Source organism: Nonomuraea thailandensis, from assembly GCF_024172165.1.
GTDB classification, from domain to species: domain Bacteria; phylum Actinomycetota; class Actinomycetes; order Streptosporangiales; family Streptosporangiaceae; genus Nonomuraea; species Nonomuraea thailandensis.
Window position 1 is genome coordinate 5218867 of the sequence record NZ_JAMZEB010000002.1, and the last position, 15283, is coordinate 5234149.

Here is a 15283-nt window from a genome sequence, read left to right on the forward strand (position 1 = left end):
GGTCACGACATGGTCCCGACCGGGGTGGCTCCCCTGCGCATCGCGTGCTCGACCAGGGTGATGAGCACCTCCCTGCCGGAGTCGCGGCGGCGGGCGTCGCAGCGCACGATGGGGATGTCCGGCTCCAGGCCGATCGCCGAGCGCACCTCGCCGACGGTGAACGGCGAGACGCCGTCGAAGCAGTTCAGCGCCACGACGAACGGCTGGCCGCGCTTCTCGAAGTAGTCGACGGACGGGAAGCAGTCGTCGAGGCGGCGGGTGTCGGCCAGCACGACGGCGCCCAGCGCGCCCATGGCCAGCTCGTCCCACACGAAGAAGAACCGCTCCTGGCCGGGGGTGCCGAACAGGTAGAGCATGTAGTCGTTGCGGATCGTGATGCGCCCGAAGTCCATCGCGACCGTGGTGGTCAGCTTGCGCTCGACACCCGACAGGTCGTCGATGTGGGTGCCCACCTGGGTGAGCGCCTCCTCGGTGCGAAGAGGCCTGGTCTCCGAGACGGCGCCGACCATCGTGGTCTTGCCCGCGCCGAATCCCCCCGCGACCAAGATCTTGATCGCAGTCGGCAGCCGCCAACGGTCTGAGCGACCGAATTCCATCCAGCACCGCCCGTACATATCCCGCGCATGCGCGACCCCGCCCCTGAGGTGCCGGTCAGTGGTACCTGTCAAGGTTCGCCTGAGAGGGTCGATCCACATGCCTGGCATCGAGACACCCTAGCAACGCCACATTTTCCACTCAAGTCGCAATGTTTTACAAGAAACAAAATGTCACGGTTTGTCGTCCCAAGCCACGTTTTTCGCGAATCTAACACGGCTAGTGTCAAGTTTGTCTGTCATGGAATCAGACGAGTCCTTTACACGGCTCGCTGATGGTCCGTAATGCCGGTGACACCCGCCTGGAACCCGAGTCGTCTTCGCAGGTAGGAGGCCGTGCGCGGGCTGTGCTCGCACACCGGACCGATGAGCTGCTCGGCCTCGCGCGCCAGGTTCGTGATCGCGGCCGCGACCTCGGCGCCGTCCGCACCAAGCGCGAGCGCGTTGAGATCGCCCCAGCTCAGGTCCCTGCGATAGGAGGCGACGTCGCCGAGCAGGTGCAGGTACCGCTGGACCTGCCGGCTGACGGCCCGCAGGTCCTCCAGGTTGGCCCGGGCCCAGTCGTCGGCGGTGTAGATCCAGTGCGACAGGTCGACGAAGCAGGAGCCGCGGCTGTCGGCGTTGTCGACGTACCGGGCCAGGGTGGGCACGGTGTGGGTGTCGCGCCACACCCAGGTCCTGGCCATGCCCGCCAGCATCCGGGCGAGCTGGTCGCGCCAGATGCCCTGCAGGTCGCCGAAGTCCTCGACCGTGGCCAGCTCGTCGCGCAGGTCGGCGAGGAACCGGGTGACGGCCGAGCGCGGCACCGCGCCCTCCGCGACGGACAGGCACTCCCGCGTCAGGCGGTTGACCTGCTCGCGGGTGGTCACGGCGCGGTCGACGAGCCGGTCCACGGCCGTCACCCACAGGGCCGCCCGGTTGACGGCCTTCAGCCGGTCCGCGCCGGCCCACGGGGCGCTGAAGGCCGTGGCCAGGGTGAGCGAGCTGAAGAAGTCGGCGCCGAAGGCCGCGTCGGGGAACAGGTCCGCGTACATCTGGGCGCACCGCCGCAGGTCCCTGCCGCACTCCGCGGCCAGCGCGCACGTCCTGCCGAGCTCGAACGCCACGTCCAGCTCGTCGTCCCGCATCCTAGGGCCGTTCGATCGACTCGCGGACCATCGGCGACGTCCCCCCATACCCGGAGATACACCAATGAGGTAATTGTTTCATGATCATGATCTGCCGATCAAGGTATCAGCTGAGTGGCCGATCAGCCTGCTTCGCCCGCCGGGAACGATACCTCCGGACCGTACGAGGCGAGCTTGGCGGCCAGCGCCACCCTGGAGCCGATGCCGAGCTTCGTGTAGATCTTGCCGATGTGGTACTCCACGGTCTTGACGCTGATGAGCAGCTCCCTGGCGATCTGGCGGTTCGTCAGGCCGCCGGCGACCAGCGTGGCGGTGCTGAGCTCCTGCGGCGTCAGACCGAGCCTGACGGTGGCGGGCGGCTCCAGGCCGCACGCCTCCAGCTCCTGGGCGCAGCGCTCGACCAGCGGGCGGGCGCCCAGCCGGTCGAAGATCGCGCGCGCCGCCCCGAGCCGGTCGGCCGCCGCCCTGCGCCTACCGGTGCGGCGCAGCAGCCTGCCCAGGTCCAGCAGCGCCCGCGCCTCCTCCAGCGGGCACACGCCGGCCCCGACCAGCTCCAGCGCCTGCCCGAACGCCTCCTCGGCCCGCGTTGGAACGTTCCTGGCGGCCAGGAGCAGGCCCGCGAGCCTGATCCGCTCGGCCTGCCTGCGCCGCCCGCCGCCCGGCCCCGCCCGCTCGTACGCGTGCAGCGCCCGCTCCGCCTCCTCCAGCCGCCCATCGGCGACCAGCGCCTCGATGCGCCCGGGCCACGGATCCGGCACCACACCACCGGCACCCGCACAGAGCCGCACGACCGGAAGGTCACCCACGCCGGGGTGCACGACCGGAAGGTCACCCACGCCAGGGTGCACGACCGGAGGATTGCCCACGCCGGCGTGCGCGGCGGGAAGGTCGCCCACGCCGGGCTGCGGGGCCGGGAGGTCGCCCACGCCGGGCTGCGGGGCCGGGAGGTCGCCCACGCCGGGCTGCGGGGCGGGGAGGTCGGCGGCGCCGGGCTGCGGGGCGGGGAGGTCGGCGGCGCCGAGCAGGGCCATGGCGAGGTCCGCCTGGTGCTCCCCCGCCGCGTGCCGCATCCTGCGGGCGGCCGCGCCGGCGGCCGTGGCGTGGGCGAGGGCTCGTTCGTGGTCGCCCCTGGCGGCCAGCGGCGCCACACAGGCGGCCTCCAGCCACGGCAGCAGCCAGCGCTGCCCCAGGACGGACGCCTCGGCGAGAGCGGCCTCCGCGTGGCCCACGGCCTCGTCCCAGCGCGCCAGCCCGTGCTCGGCGACGGACAGCAGCGCGGTGGCCAGCAGCCGGTGGTGCGGCAGCCCCGCCGCGCCCGCGGCGGTCACGGCCCGCTTCAGCACCGCGCACGCCTGGCCCGCCTCGTCGCGTGCCAGGTGCGCCACGGCCTCGGCGAGGCTGCCGGGTGGCGCGCCGGCACCGGGTGCCCCTCCCAGCGCCAGCACGTCGTACGGCCTGGCGACCGGCCCCGCGATGGGCTGCTCGATCGACAGGCGCGCCCAGCTCGCCGCCCCCGCGCGGTTCCCCGTGACCAGATGCAGCCAGGACAGCTGCTCCGCCACGTCGGCGGCGAACCCGGGCTCCGCGTGCCGCCACGCCTCCGCCAGCAGCTCGGACGCCTCGTCGAAGCGCCCGGCGGCCAGCGCGAGGCGGCCCAGCACGTACCGGCGCACCGGCCGCGGATCGGCGTTGCGCACGGCGGCGAGCTCGGCCGCCCGGATCACATCGCCCCCGATGAGGACGTGTTCCAGAACGGCCGTGCGCAGCTCGTCGCGGCGCGCCGGCGACTCCGTGAGACCGGCGGCCAGCTCCAGGTGGGCGGCGGCCTCGTGCCACAGCCCGTGTTGTGCGGCCTTGGCCGCGAACCTCGCCAGCTCCTCCGCCAGCGCCTCGTCCGGCCCGCCCGCCGCGGCGGCGCGGTGCCGCAGCGCCGCGCCGTCGTCGTCGGCCAGGCGGGCGGCGGCCAGGTGCAGCCGCGCCCGCGTGCCCGCGCCGATCCCGTCGTAGGCGGCGGCCCTGGCCAGCGGCTCGGGGAAGTCGATCAGGCGGCCGGGCAGCTCCCGCAGCAGCCCGGCCGTGACGGCCTCCTCCAGCGTGTTCAGCGGCTCGTCGATCCCGGCGGCCACGGCCGCCGCCACGTGCAGCGGGCAGCCCCCGCCCAGCACGGCGCAGGCCGCGACCAGCCGCCGGGTGGCGGGGGCGCAGGCGTGCAGGCGGCGGGCGAAGGGGCGCCGGTAGGTCTCCGGCGCCGTCAGCCGCACGCCGGGGTCGGCGAGGGCCGCGGGCGTCAGGACGGCCAGCAGGGCGCGGGCGTGCAGCGGGTTGCCCAGCGTGTGCTCCCGCAGCCGCCGCGCCCCCGAGGTCACCCCGGGCCACCGCTCCTCCAGCAGCCCCGTCTCAGTCCGTCCTGTCTCGGCCCGTCCCGTCTCAGTCCGTCCCGCGCCCGAACGCCCCAGGTCGGTCCTCCGCACGTCAGCCCGCCCCAAATCGGGCCGCCCCATATCAGGCCGCCCCATGTCAGGCCGCACGTCCGGCTGGAGCGCGTCCCATCGCAGCGCCGCCAGTGCCTCCCGTGCCGCGTCCGCCGGAGACCCGTACGTGCCGCGTTCCCGGCGTGCGGCCGTCAGCGCGGGGTCGGCGGCCAGCTCGGCCAGGTCGCCCGCGCTCAGCCCGCCGAGCGTGATGAGCAGCGTGCCGTCACCGGCGAGCAGCCGCCGCAGGCCGTCCGGCAGCCAGGGGTCGGCCAGATCGCGGCAGGCGACCAGGACGAGCACGCGTCCCGCCCGCACGTGCCGCAACACGTAGCTGAGGGCCCGCAGCGACGCCCTGTCCACCCATTGCGCGTCGTCGACGACCACCGCCAGCGTCCCCAGCGCCGACAGCCGTGCGACGAGCTCGCACACCGCCTGCCCCGCCGCGCAGGGATCCGCCTCGTCCGCCGCCCGGGTCCCCACGCCCGACGCCTCGTCCGTCCCGGGGTCCAGCAGGGCCGCCTCGTCCATGAGCTGCCGTACGACGCCGAGCCGGAGCTCCCGCTCGCTCTCCTCGCCGCTGACGGCCAGCACCCGCACGCCCGCCTCCCCGTCGAGCGCGTGGTGGATGAGCGCGGTCTTGCCGATGCCCTCGGGCCCCTCGACCACCGCCCTCCTGGCGGATCCGCCGCCCGCCGCGCGCAGCTCCGCGCGCAGTGAGGCGAGCTCCGCCGTCCTGCCGACGAACATGCGCCCTCCCTCCGCCGCCCTCAAAGTCCCAGAGCGGCGCGGACCGCGCCTGATACACCTTCAGCAGGGTCCGCCGATTCACCGCACCAGCCGCCCCCAGGCGGCGGTGGCGTCGTCGTGCCGCTTGCCCCGCACCGGCCCTCGCGCCGTCTCCAGCTCCCGCACGGCCGCGATCACCGCTTCGGGCCCGCGGCCCGCCAGCAGGCCGAGCACGGCCTCCCAGCTCCACCCGTACCAGTCGCGCAGCCGCGCCACCCCGTCGGTGAACACCCCGACCCCGGACACCTCCCCGGCGTCCGTCTCTCCGGTCACGCTCTGCCTGGCCGCCTCCGGCCGGGCGCCGGCCACCCAGAACCCGCCGGGCGCGTTCCGCATCCGCCGCACCAGCTCCAGGCTGTACGGCCGCCCGCCCGGCAGCCGCTCCAGCCGGTCGTCGCTGACCGCCAGGGCCGCCCCGTCCGCCCGGGAGAGCACCACCGCCGAGTCCCCCAGCACCAGGTACTCGACCCGCTCGCCGGCCCGCACCATGGCCACCGTCGCCGACGGCGAGTCGGGGTTGCCGAGATCACAGGCGCCCGCGTGCGCGGCTCCCGTCTCCTCGATGGCCGACTCCAGGACGTCCGCCAGCGGCGCCCCGTCACCGGCCGCCAGCCGGGCGGCCAGCGCTCCCCCGAGCCGCCCCACCAGCCAGGCGACGTCGTGCACGCAGCCGCTGTCCACCCCGGCCGCGGCCGTGGCCCCGTCGAGGACGACGATCCAGGAGGGCCCGGCGATCACCAGATCCTCGTTCGGCCGCCGCGAGCCTGGCCTGGTGGCGTACGTGATCTCCGCGAACATGACAGCGACTGTGCCACAGCCGCACGCCCCGTCGTGGCAGCGTGTCCCCTGGAAGCGCGCCTCTCGCCGACCCGCACCCGCGCCGCCTGCCGGGGACGGACGGCGCGCTCGCTGAACGCGCCGGCGCGGCTGACGGACGGGGAGAAGGCGCGCCCGATCGCCGGGCGCGCGCCAGGAGCCTAGACGATCACCAGCTCGCGCGGCGTGTCGTTCATCCGCTCGCCGCCGTTCTCGGTGCACACCACGATGTCCTCGATCCGGGCGCCGTGACGGCCCGGCAGGTAGATGCCCGGCTCGACCGAGAACGCGAACCCGGGCTCCAGCGGCTCGCCGTTGCCGGAGACGATGTACGGCTCCTCGTGCGTCTCGATGCCGATGCCGTGCCCGGTGCGGTGGATGAAGTACTCGCCGTAGCCGGCCTCGGCGATGATCTCGCGGGCGGCCGCGTCGATCGACTCGCACGACACCCCGGGCCGCACGGCCGCGCAGGCCGCCTCCTGCGCCCGCCGCAGCACCTCGTAGTACGCGGCGAACTCGGCCGGCGGCTCCCCCACGCTGTACGTGCGCGTGGAGTCGGAGCAGTAGCCGTTGTGGAGCTGCCCGCCGATGTCCACCACGACCGGCTCGCCCGCCTGGATGACCCGGTCGGACACCTCGTGGTGGGGGCTGGCGGCATTGGGCCCGGAGGCGACGATCACGAAGTCGACCGTCTGGTGCCCGGAGCCCAGGATCGCCTCGGCGATGTCCCTGGCGACCTCGCGCTCGGTGCGGCCGGGCCGCAGCAGCCCGGGCACCTGCCGGTGCACGGAGTCGATGGCCTGCCCGGCCTCGAGCAGTGCCGCCGCCTCGGCGGGCGACTTGCGCATCCGCAGCTCCCGCAGCACGCTGCCGGCCAGCACCTGCTCGGCCTCGGGCAGCACCTCGCGGAAGCGCAGCGACGACATGGCCCACATCCGGTCGGCGAGCCCCACCTTGCCCACCCGGCCCAGCCGCGCCGCCGCGATCGCGTACGGGTCGTCGGTCTCGTCCCACGCCACGAACTCCAGCCCCAGCCGCGAGGCGGGCGAGGCCTGCGCGGCGGCCAGCTCAAGGCGGGGCACCAGCATGTACGCCTCGCCGGAAGCGGGCACCACGAGGCACGTCAGCCGCTCCAGCGGCTTGGCGTCGTAGCCGCTGACGTAACGCAGATCGGGGCCGGGCGTGAGCAACAGGGCGTCGAGGCCGGCCTTGGCGGTGGCCTCCTGGGCGGCGGCGAGACGGGACACGGGATACAGGTCTGAGGACGTCACAGGCACAATCTACTCCGGACCGGCCCGGCCAAAATCCGCTCCTAAAATCCACGGAAAGGTCTGACCACGCACCAAGCTTCCACTACACACCGTTCACGGTCGATCACATAGTGTGGGGCCAATTGTCGGATTCCACCCCGCGTCGAGAGTGAGACACATGGTCGACGTCATAGGCGCGGCCGAGCTGCTCGGGCACGAGAGCGACGCCGAGCTGCTCGCCGCCGTACGGCTGGCGCACGCCCAGCGGCTCGGCAACATGGGCTGGGCCGAATGGCACCTGCACACGGGGGAGACGATCTGGTCGGACCAGGTGTACGTGATCTTCGGCCGAGACCCTGAGGAGGGCCCCATCGCCCTGCCCGACCTGGCCGAGCACGTCGAGCCCGGCGACGTGGCCACGCTCGACCGCCTGCTGTGGTCGGTCATGCAGGGCGTGGAGCCGGTGCAGGCGGAGTTCCGCATCCGGCGCGGCGTCGGGTCCAGCGACCTGCGCGATCTGCGCGTCGTGCTGGAGCCGCTGGCCGGGCCGGGCGGCACGATCGGCATGCACGGCGTCATCCAGGACATCACCGGCCGCCGCCGCGCCGAGCGCATGGTCTCGGAGTCGCGCCGCCAGCTCCTGGAGGCCCGCGAGCGGGCCGCCGAGGACCGCCACGTCATGCTCGCGCTGCGCGAGGCGATCCTGCCAGAGCCCGACGGCTGCCTCGACCTGCCGCAGACCAGGATCGCGGTCCGGTACGTCCCGGCCGAGAAGACCGCGAACCTGGGCGGCGACTGGTTCGAGGCGGCGCCCGCCCCCGACGGCCGCCGGCTCCTGGCCATCGGGGACGTCTCCGGCCACGGGCTGCCAGCCATCTCCCGCATGGCCCAGCTCCGCCACGCCCTGGTCGGCCTGGCCATGACGGGGCAGGCCGCCAACCGGCTGCTCGACTGGCTGAACGAGCTCGTCCTGCACCAGCTCAAGGACACCACCGCCACCGCGATCATCGGCCACTTCGACCCGCGGACCCGGGTGTTCGCCTGGGCGCAGGCGGGGAACCTGGCGCCCATCCTGGTCCGCGACGGCGTGGCCAGCCAGCTTCCCCAGCCCAGGGGCGTGCTGCTGGGGGCCGCGTCCGGCAGCCCGTACGAGCTGGCCACCACCCGGCTGCAGCCGGGGGACCTGCTGCTGATGTTCACCGACGGGCTGGTGGAGCGGCGCACCCGCGACATCGACGTCGGCCTCGACCTGGCCACCACGGCCGCGCGCAAGCTGGAGGGCCATGACCTGGACGCGGGGCTCGACCGCCTGCTCGCCGACATCGGCGGCCCCAACCCGGAGGACGACGCCTGCCTGCTGGTGCTGGGGGTGCTGGAGACGGAATGAGGGGAACCCGCGTGCCGGGGCCGGACGGAGGGGAGCCCGCCTGCCGGACGGCCGGGGCCCGCGCCGGGACGCGGGCGTCCTCGAACCGGCGTGACGAGGACCTGCGGGGATCCGCGCGGAGTGCGACCATGGACGGGTGCTGATGCTTCTGGACACCCCTTCCCTCTACTTCCGCGCCTTCTACGGCATCCCGGAGTCGATCAAGGCTCCCGACGGCTCGCCGGTCAACGCGGTACGCGGGCTCATCGACATGATCGCCACCCTCGTGCGCCAGCACTCCCCCACGGCGCTCGCGGCCACCATGGACGCCGACTGGCGGCCCGCGTTCCGGGTGGCGGCCATCCCGACCTACAAGGCGCACCGCGTCGCCCACGGCGACACCGAGGAGGTGCCCGAGACGCTCGTGCCGCAGATCGCGGTCATCCAGGACGTGCTCGACGCCCTCGGCATCGCCCGCCTGGAGTCGCCCGGCTACGAGGCCGACGACGTCATCGGCACCCTCACCCACCAGGCCGGCGACGGCGCCGTGGACATCGTGACCGGCGACCGCGACCTGTTCCAGCTCGTCGACGACGCCCGTCCGGTACGCGTCCTCTACACCGCGCGCGGCATCCGCAACCTGCAGATCGTGGACGAGGCGTTCGTCACCGCCAAGTACGGCGTGCCGGGCCGCTCCTACGCCGACTTCGCCACCCTGCGCGGCGACCCCAGCGACGGCCTGCCGGGCGTGCCGGGGGTCGGCGAGAAGACCGCCGCCGCGCTGATCACCCGCTTCGGGTCCCTGCCCGCCCTCCTGGAGGCCCTCGACGCGGGCGTCACGGAAGGCTTCCCGGCCGGCAGCCGCACGCGCCTGGCCGCCGCCCGCGACTACCTGGACGCGGCGCCCGCCGTGGTCAGGGTGGCCCCGGACGCGCCGCTCCCGGCCGCCGACCTGACGCTGCCCGCCAAGCCCCGCGATCCGGAGGCGCTCGTCCGCCTCGCCGACCGCTACGGCCTGGACAGCCCGCTCAACCGGCTCCTGGACGTCCTGGGCCGCTGACGCGTCCGCGCCGGGGAGGCGGCGGTGCGGCTCAGCCCGCGAGGTACGCGCGCACGGCGTCCTGGGCCGCGTCGCGCAGCCGCGCGTGCACCAGGACGTTCTCCTCCCGGTCCGTCCGCACCTCGACCACCCGGGGCCCCTCCCCCCGCAACGCCTTGGGCAGCTCCCCGACATCCCCCACGAGCGTGTACGGCGTGCCCGTGGCCGCCGCCACGTACGCCAGGTCCACCCCGTGCGGCGTGCCGAAGACCCGCTCGAACGGATCCCGCACGGCCGACTGCGGCAGCAGCGAGAAGATGCCGCCCCCGTCGTTGTTGACGACCACGATGCACAGGTCGGGCCGCGGCTCGCGGGGGCCGAGGATGAGCCCGTTCTGGTCGTGCAGGAACGACAGGTCGCCCAGCAGCGCATACGACGGCCCGTTGTGCGCCAGCGCCGCCCCCATGGCCGTGGAGACGAGCCCGTCGATGCCGGAGGCGCCCCGGTTGGCCATCAGCCGGATGCCCCGCCGCGGCCGCATCGCCTGGTCGAGGTCGCGGATCGGCATCGAGGAGCCGCAGAACAGCAGCGCTCCGTTGGGCAGCGCGTCCACCAGGTCCCTGGCCAGGCGCGGCTCGCTGGTGCCCGACAGGTCGAGCACCTCGTCCATGGCCGCGCGGGCCGCCAGGTCGGCCTGGCGCCAGGCGTGCAGCCAGGAGTCGTCGCCGGAGGCGACAGGGATCTCCACGGCCTGGGCCACCTGCGTGGCCGACCGGGTGGGGTCGGGCCAGCGGTCGAGGTCGGGGGAGACCACGATGTGCTCGCCGGCCCGCCGCAGCCACGACAGCAGCGGCCGCGACAGCCCGGGGCGGCCCAGCGTCACCACCACGTCGGGCCGGTGCGCGTCCGCGAACTCGGGCGTGCCCAGCAGGTAGTGGTAGGCGGAGATGGCGTGGTCGCCGTAGCGGGCGCCGCCGTTCGGCTCGGACAGGACGGGCCAGCCCGCCATGCCAGCCGCCGCCACGTAGCGGCGCACGTTCGCGGCGCCGTCGCCGACCACGAGCACGCCGCGCCTGGTGGGCGGGATGTGCAGGGCGATCGGCGGGGGCGCGACGCGGGTGCGCACCCAGGGGCCGCCCGCCCCGAGGTCGAGCGGCTCGCACCAGCCGGTGTCGCCGTCGGGGATCAGCGGCTCCCTGAAGGCCAGGTTGAGGTGCACGGGGCCGGGGTTGCCGGCGCCGGCGGCGCGCTGGTAGGCGCGGCAGGCCAGGGAACGCCAGTAGGCCACCTGCCCCGGCCGGTCCTCGGGCACGCCGACCTCGGCGAACCAGCGGGTGGCCGTGCCGTACAGCTTCATCTGGTCGATCGTCTGGTTGGCGCCGGTGCCGCGCAGCTCGGGCGGGCGGTCGGCGGTGAGCACGAGCAGCGGCACGCCGGACTCGCTCGCCTCGATGACGGCCGGGTGGAAGTTGGCGGTGGCGGTGCCGGACGAGCAGATCAGCGCGACGGGCCGCTCGGAGCGCTTGGCGAGGCCGAGCGCGAGGTAGGACGCCGAGCGCTCGTCCACGCGCACGTGCAGGCGCACCCGCGACTCGGCGTGCAGGGCCAGCGCGAGCGGGGCGGAGCGGGAGCCGGGGGCCAGCACCACGTCGGTCAGGCCGCAGCGCACCAGCTCGTCGACCAGTACGGTGGCCAGCGCGGTAGCGGGGTTCAACGTGAGGCCTCCTGCATCCGGCGAAGCCACTGGGGAGAGTCAATCTCAAAAGCCGACAAATGTTGAAAATCTACCGCTGGGCGCCGGACCGCGATCCGGCCGTCCACCGGCACCAGCGAGTCCGCCACCACATCGCCCGACAGCAGCGACATCGTGCCGAGCCCGCACGCGTACGGCAACGCGGGCAGCGCCGCCGCGAGCGCTAACCCGGCAGCCAGCCCCACGGACGTCTCCACGGCGCTGGACACCACGGCCGGCAGCCCGCAGGCCTCCACCACGCGCAGCGCGGCGCGCACCCCGCCCAGCGGCTGCACCTTGACCACCGCGACGTCGGCGGCCTCGGCCGCGCGCACCCGCAGCGGGTCCTCGGCCCGGCGGATCGACTCGTCGGCGGCGATCGGCACGTCGCAGGCCCGCCGCACCGCCGCCAGCTCCTCCAGCGTGGCGCACGGCTGCTCGGCGTACTCCAGGTCGTACCGGTCGAGCCGCTTGAGCCGGCGCACGGCCTCGTCGGTGTCCCAGGCGCCGTTGGCGTCGACGCGCAGCCGCCCGGCGGGCCCGAGCGCGTCGCGCACGGCCTCCACTCTGGCGAGGTCCTCGCCGAAGGCCTGGCCCTTCTCGGCCACCTTGACCTTCGCCGTGGCGCAGCCCGAGCGGCGCACGATCGCGTGGGCCTCCTCCGGGTCCACGGCCGGCACGGTCGCGTTGACGGGCACGCTGTCGCGCACCGGCTCCGGCCAGCCCTCGAAGGCCGCCTCGCGGGCGCACGCCAGCCACCGGGCGCACTCGCGGGCGCCGTACTCGGGGAACGGCGAGAACTCGCCCCACCCCGCCGGGCCGTGCAGCAGCAGCCCTTCCCTGACGGTCTGCCCCCGGAAACGCGTGCGCATCGGGATCCTGAAGACCACCGGGGCCTCCGGGGCCACGGGAGAACGCGTCACGACCCTCCCCTGCGCCGCTGTCCGACCTGTCGCCATTAACCTTACGAGCATGTGGAGGAACCCGTCGCATCCGGACCGTCCGCTGCATGCCATTGTGCAGCCTCCGGGACCTGCCCTGTTCACGGCGGTGCGCGACGCCCTGTCCGGTGACGGGCCGGCCGTCCTCCCGCTGTCCCCGGGGCATGCGGAGCCCGCGCTGACCGCCCTGCGTCCCACGCATCTCGACGGCGCCCCGCGCGCCGGCGGCGAGGGCGTGCCCGGCGACGTGGCGGTGGTGATCGCCACCAGCGGCAGCACCGGAGCGCCCAAGGGCGTGATGCTCTCCGCCGCCGCCCTGCGCGCCTCCGCGGCGGCCTCGCTGCGGCGCGTGGAGGCGGCCGAGGGCGATCGCTGGCTGTGCTGCCTGCCCGTCTCGCACGTCTCCGGCCTGCAGGTCCTGGTGCGCGCCCTGCTGTCGGGCAGCGAGCCGATCATCCATGCGGCGTTCGACCCCCTCGCGGTCCTCGGCTCGGGCGCCGATCACGTCTCCCTCGTGCCCACCCAGCTCCACCGGCTGGTCGAGACGGGGGCGGACCTGTCGGTGTTCAGGACGATCGTGCTCGGCGGCGCCGCGGCCCGTCCCGGCCTGCTGGAGCGTGCCAGGGAGCGCGGCGCGCGGATCGTGACGACGTACGGGTCGAGCGAGACGAGCGGCGGCTGCGTGTACGACGGGCGGCCTTTGCAGGGCGTGGACGTCAAGATCGGCGAGGACGGGCTGATCAGGATCGCGGGCCCGGTGTTGTTCTCCGGCTACCGCTTCGGCGTGCCGCCTGCCCCGCTCGACGGCGGCTGGTTCGTCACCTCCGACCTCGGCGAGCTGCGTGAGGGCCGCCTGCGCGTGCTGGGCAGGGCCGACGACGTGATCAACACCGGTGGCGAGAAGGTCGTGGCCGGCGCCGTGACCGACGTGTTGTGCGCCCATCCGGAGATCGCCGACGCGGCCGTGATCGGCACGCCGGACGCCGAATGGGGCGAGCTGGTCACCGCCATCGTGGTCCCCGTCAACTCCGACACACCCCTCACACTTGAGCAATTGAGGGCGTACTGCCGCGATAGGCTTCCCCCTCATGCCGCCCCGCGCGAGCTGCGGTTCGTCTCCCGGCTGCCGCTGCTGCCGAACGGCAAGACCGATTTGGTACGCCTGAGAGCAGGAACCTGACGAGTTGCGGCTGCGTCCAATTGGGGAGAAGGAGGGAGCCTTCATGAACCAGACCCGCAAGATGTGGGCATCCGCGGCCGTCGTCGGCGTCATCGTCGTCGGGGGCGCCTCAATCGCGGCGGCCGCCTCGGCGGGCAAGCTCGACCAGGTCGCGAGGGAGACCCGAGCCGTGGTGGAGAAGGCGTCACCGTCCGGCCAGCCGCAGGAGGGGCAGGTTCCGGCCCCCGAGACCACCGCCGACGACGGCATCGTGGTCTCCACCGAGGTCAACCCCGATCCGCGCGAGGTCATCGAGTACTGGACGGACGAGCGGATGGAAGACGCCCAGCCCATGCCGATGCCCGAGGTGGCGCCCGGCGAGTTCGAGGTCGGCCCAGGAGAGGTCGAGGTCGGGCCCGGCCAGGAGGAGCAGGGACAGGGGCCGACGGAATAGACCTGCCGCCGGGGTGGTTGCGCATATGGGGCGATCCGCCCCTTTTCCATCCCGCAGGGGCGTACGGGAACAAATGACGGCGATTGGCGTTATTGATACTGGTGCGCCGTGCGGACGCGAAACCGCCCCACCACAACCTGCCTGATCGCTTCCACTCCGTACGGAGGAGGTGTCCTCATGCCCAGAACCGCCGTGGCGACCCCACCCGCAACTCTCGACCAGCTGATTGAACGAGGGCGAGCCCAGGGTCACCTTTCTCTGGCGGAGCTGCGTGACGCATTCGCCGAGGCCGGCATCAGCCCCTCTGAAGGCCGCACGATCCTGCGTGAACTGTCAGAGGCCGGCGTGAGCCTGGCCGCCGAGGGCGAACCGTCTCTCAGCACCACCGCCCCGAAGAAGACCCAGAAGAAGCCGTCCACCGCCAAGAAGACGACCACGCGGACAAAGACTACCGGCCGCAAGGCCGACGAGGCAAAAACTTCCACGTCCGCCGCGGCCAGGGCCGCGACGCCGGCCGAGGCCAAGCCGGAGCACGAGGAGGACGTGCCCGACGACGTCCTGCTGAGCGAGGACGCCGAGCTGGAGAGCGAGCCGCTCGACCTGGACGACACGCAGTCCGTCATGGGCGACTCCGTGCACACCTATCTCAAGTCCATCGGCCGCCGCACCCTGCTCACCGCCGCCCAGGAGGTCGAGCTGGCCAGGCGGATCGAGGCCGGACTGTACGCCGAGTACAAGCTGGAGACCCAGCCCGACCTCTCCCCCTCCGCCCAGGAGGACCTGCACCTCGTGATCGAGGACGGCAGGCAGGCCAAGGACCACATGCTGGAGGCCAACCTGCGGCTCGTGGTCTCGGTGGCCAAGAAGTACACCGACCGCGGGATGTCGCTGCTGGACGTCGTCCAGGAGGGCAACCTCGGGCTGATCAGGGCCGTGGAGAAGTTCGACTACACCAAGGGCTTCAAGTTCTCCACGTACGCCATGTGGTGGATCAGGCAGGCCATCCAGCGCGGCTTCGCCGACTCGGCCCGGACGATCCGGCTGCCCGTGCACGTGCTGGAGATGCTCTCCAAGCTGTCGCGGGTCGAGCGTGACATGCACCAGCGCCTGGGGCGCGAGCCCACGCCCGAGGAGCTGGCCGTCGAGCTCGACAAGACGCCGGACCAGATCGAGGAGCTGCTGCGCACCAGCCGCCAGCCGATCTCGCTGAACGCCACCATCGGCGAGGACGGGGAGACCACCATCGGCGACCTCATCGAGGACGTCGACTCCCCCGAGGCGTCGGAGATCGTCGATCGCCAGCTCCTGGGCGACCAGCTCCGGGGCGTGCTCGACAACCTGTCGCCGCGCGAGTCGAAGATCATGGCGCTGCGCTTCGGCCTGGTGGACGGCAAGCCGCACACGCTGGACGAGATCGGCAAGCACCTGGGGCTGACCCGGGAGCGGATCCGCCAGCTGGAGAAGGAGTCGCTGTCCAAGCTGCGCCACCCGAGCAACACCCGCCCGCTGCTCGACTGGGCGAGCTGACGCGAAAGGCCCCGGCACC

Annotated in this window: 12 protein-coding genes; 5 read left to right on the plus strand and 7 right to left on the minus strand. The window is 73.6% G+C overall.

The window, feature by feature from the left end; genetic code table 11:
* Nucleotides 1-2: 2 nt before the first annotated feature.
* From HD597_RS27600 to HD597_RS27620, 5 genes are all read right to left on the minus strand, one after another.
* Nucleotides 3-596, minus strand: coding sequence for a GTP-binding protein (locus HD597_RS27600; RefSeq protein ID WP_253745760.1), 594 nt, complete (start codon nt 594-596; stop codon nt 3-5).
* Between the two features lie 257 nt (nt 597-853).
* Nucleotides 854-1720, minus strand: a complete 867-nt coding sequence (locus HD597_RS27605; RefSeq protein ID WP_253745761.1) for a terpene synthase family protein — start codon at nt 1718-1720, stop codon at nt 854-856.
* A 122-nt stretch (nt 1721-1842) separates the two neighbouring features.
* Complete coding sequence (locus HD597_RS27610; protein ID WP_253745762.1) at nt 1843-4941, minus strand: helix-turn-helix transcriptional regulator; 3099 nt, start codon at nt 4939-4941, stop codon at nt 1843-1845.
* A gap of 78 nt (nt 4942-5019) precedes the next feature.
* Nucleotides 5020-5778, minus strand: coding sequence for a protein phosphatase 2C domain-containing protein (locus HD597_RS27615; protein ID WP_253745763.1), 759 nt, complete (start codon nt 5776-5778; stop codon nt 5020-5022).
* Nucleotides 5779-5957: 179 nt separating this feature from the next.
* Entirely contained in the window at nt 5958-7067 is a 1110-nt protein-coding gene (locus HD597_RS27620) for a M24 family metallopeptidase (protein WP_253745764.1), read from the minus strand.
* 157 nt (nt 7068-7224) lie between these two features.
* Between HD597_RS27620 and HD597_RS27625 the strand changes: the two genes are divergently transcribed.
* Complete coding sequence (locus HD597_RS27625; protein WP_253745765.1) at nt 7225-8433, plus strand: PP2C family protein-serine/threonine phosphatase; 1209 nt, start codon at nt 7225-7227, stop codon at nt 8431-8433.
* 142 nt (nt 8434-8575) lie between these two features.
* Nucleotides 8576-9472, plus strand: coding sequence for a 5'-3' exonuclease (locus tag HD597_RS27630; protein WP_253759494.1), 897 nt, complete (start codon nt 8576-8578; stop codon nt 9470-9472).
* 31 nt (nt 9473-9503) lie between these two features.
* On the opposite strand, the gene menD is transcribed toward HD597_RS27630, so the two are convergent.
* Together menD and HD597_RS27640 are read right to left on the minus strand one after the other, a co-directional pair.
* The gene (gene menD / locus HD597_RS27635) at nt 9504-11165 is read right to left on the minus strand and encodes a 2-succinyl-5-enolpyruvyl-6-hydroxy-3-cyclohexene-1-carboxylic-acid synthase (RefSeq protein WP_253745766.1); all 1662 of its coding nucleotides are present in this window, start codon (nt 11163-11165) and stop codon (nt 9504-9506) included.
* Nucleotides 11162-12106 carry an o-succinylbenzoate synthase gene (locus HD597_RS27640; protein WP_308210705.1) on the minus strand — a complete coding sequence of 315 codons (945 nt, stop codon included), beginning with the start codon at nt 12104-12106 and terminating at the stop codon, nt 11162-11164. The genes menD and HD597_RS27640 overlap by 4 nt, the downstream gene beginning before the upstream one ends.
* 49 nt (nt 12107-12155) lie before the next feature.
* Between HD597_RS27640 and HD597_RS27645 the strand changes: the two genes are divergently transcribed.
* From HD597_RS27645 to HD597_RS27655, 3 genes are all read left to right on the plus strand, one after another.
* Nucleotides 12156-13304: an AMP-binding protein gene (locus tag HD597_RS27645; protein ID WP_253745767.1), complete on the plus strand. Its 1149-nt coding sequence runs from the start codon at nt 12156-12158 to the stop codon at nt 13302-13304.
* A 43-nt stretch (nt 13305-13347) separates the two neighbouring features.
* Nucleotides 13348-13737 (plus strand): hypothetical protein, encoded by a 390-nt coding sequence (locus HD597_RS27650; RefSeq protein ID WP_253745768.1) that lies wholly within the window; start codon nt 13348-13350, stop codon nt 13735-13737.
* Between the two features lie 177 nt (nt 13738-13914).
* The gene (locus HD597_RS27655; protein WP_253745769.1) at nt 13915-15264 is read left to right on the plus strand and encodes an RNA polymerase sigma factor; all 1350 of its coding nucleotides are present in this window, start codon (nt 13915-13917) and stop codon (nt 15262-15264) included.
* Nucleotides 15265-15283 lie beyond the last annotated feature (19 nt).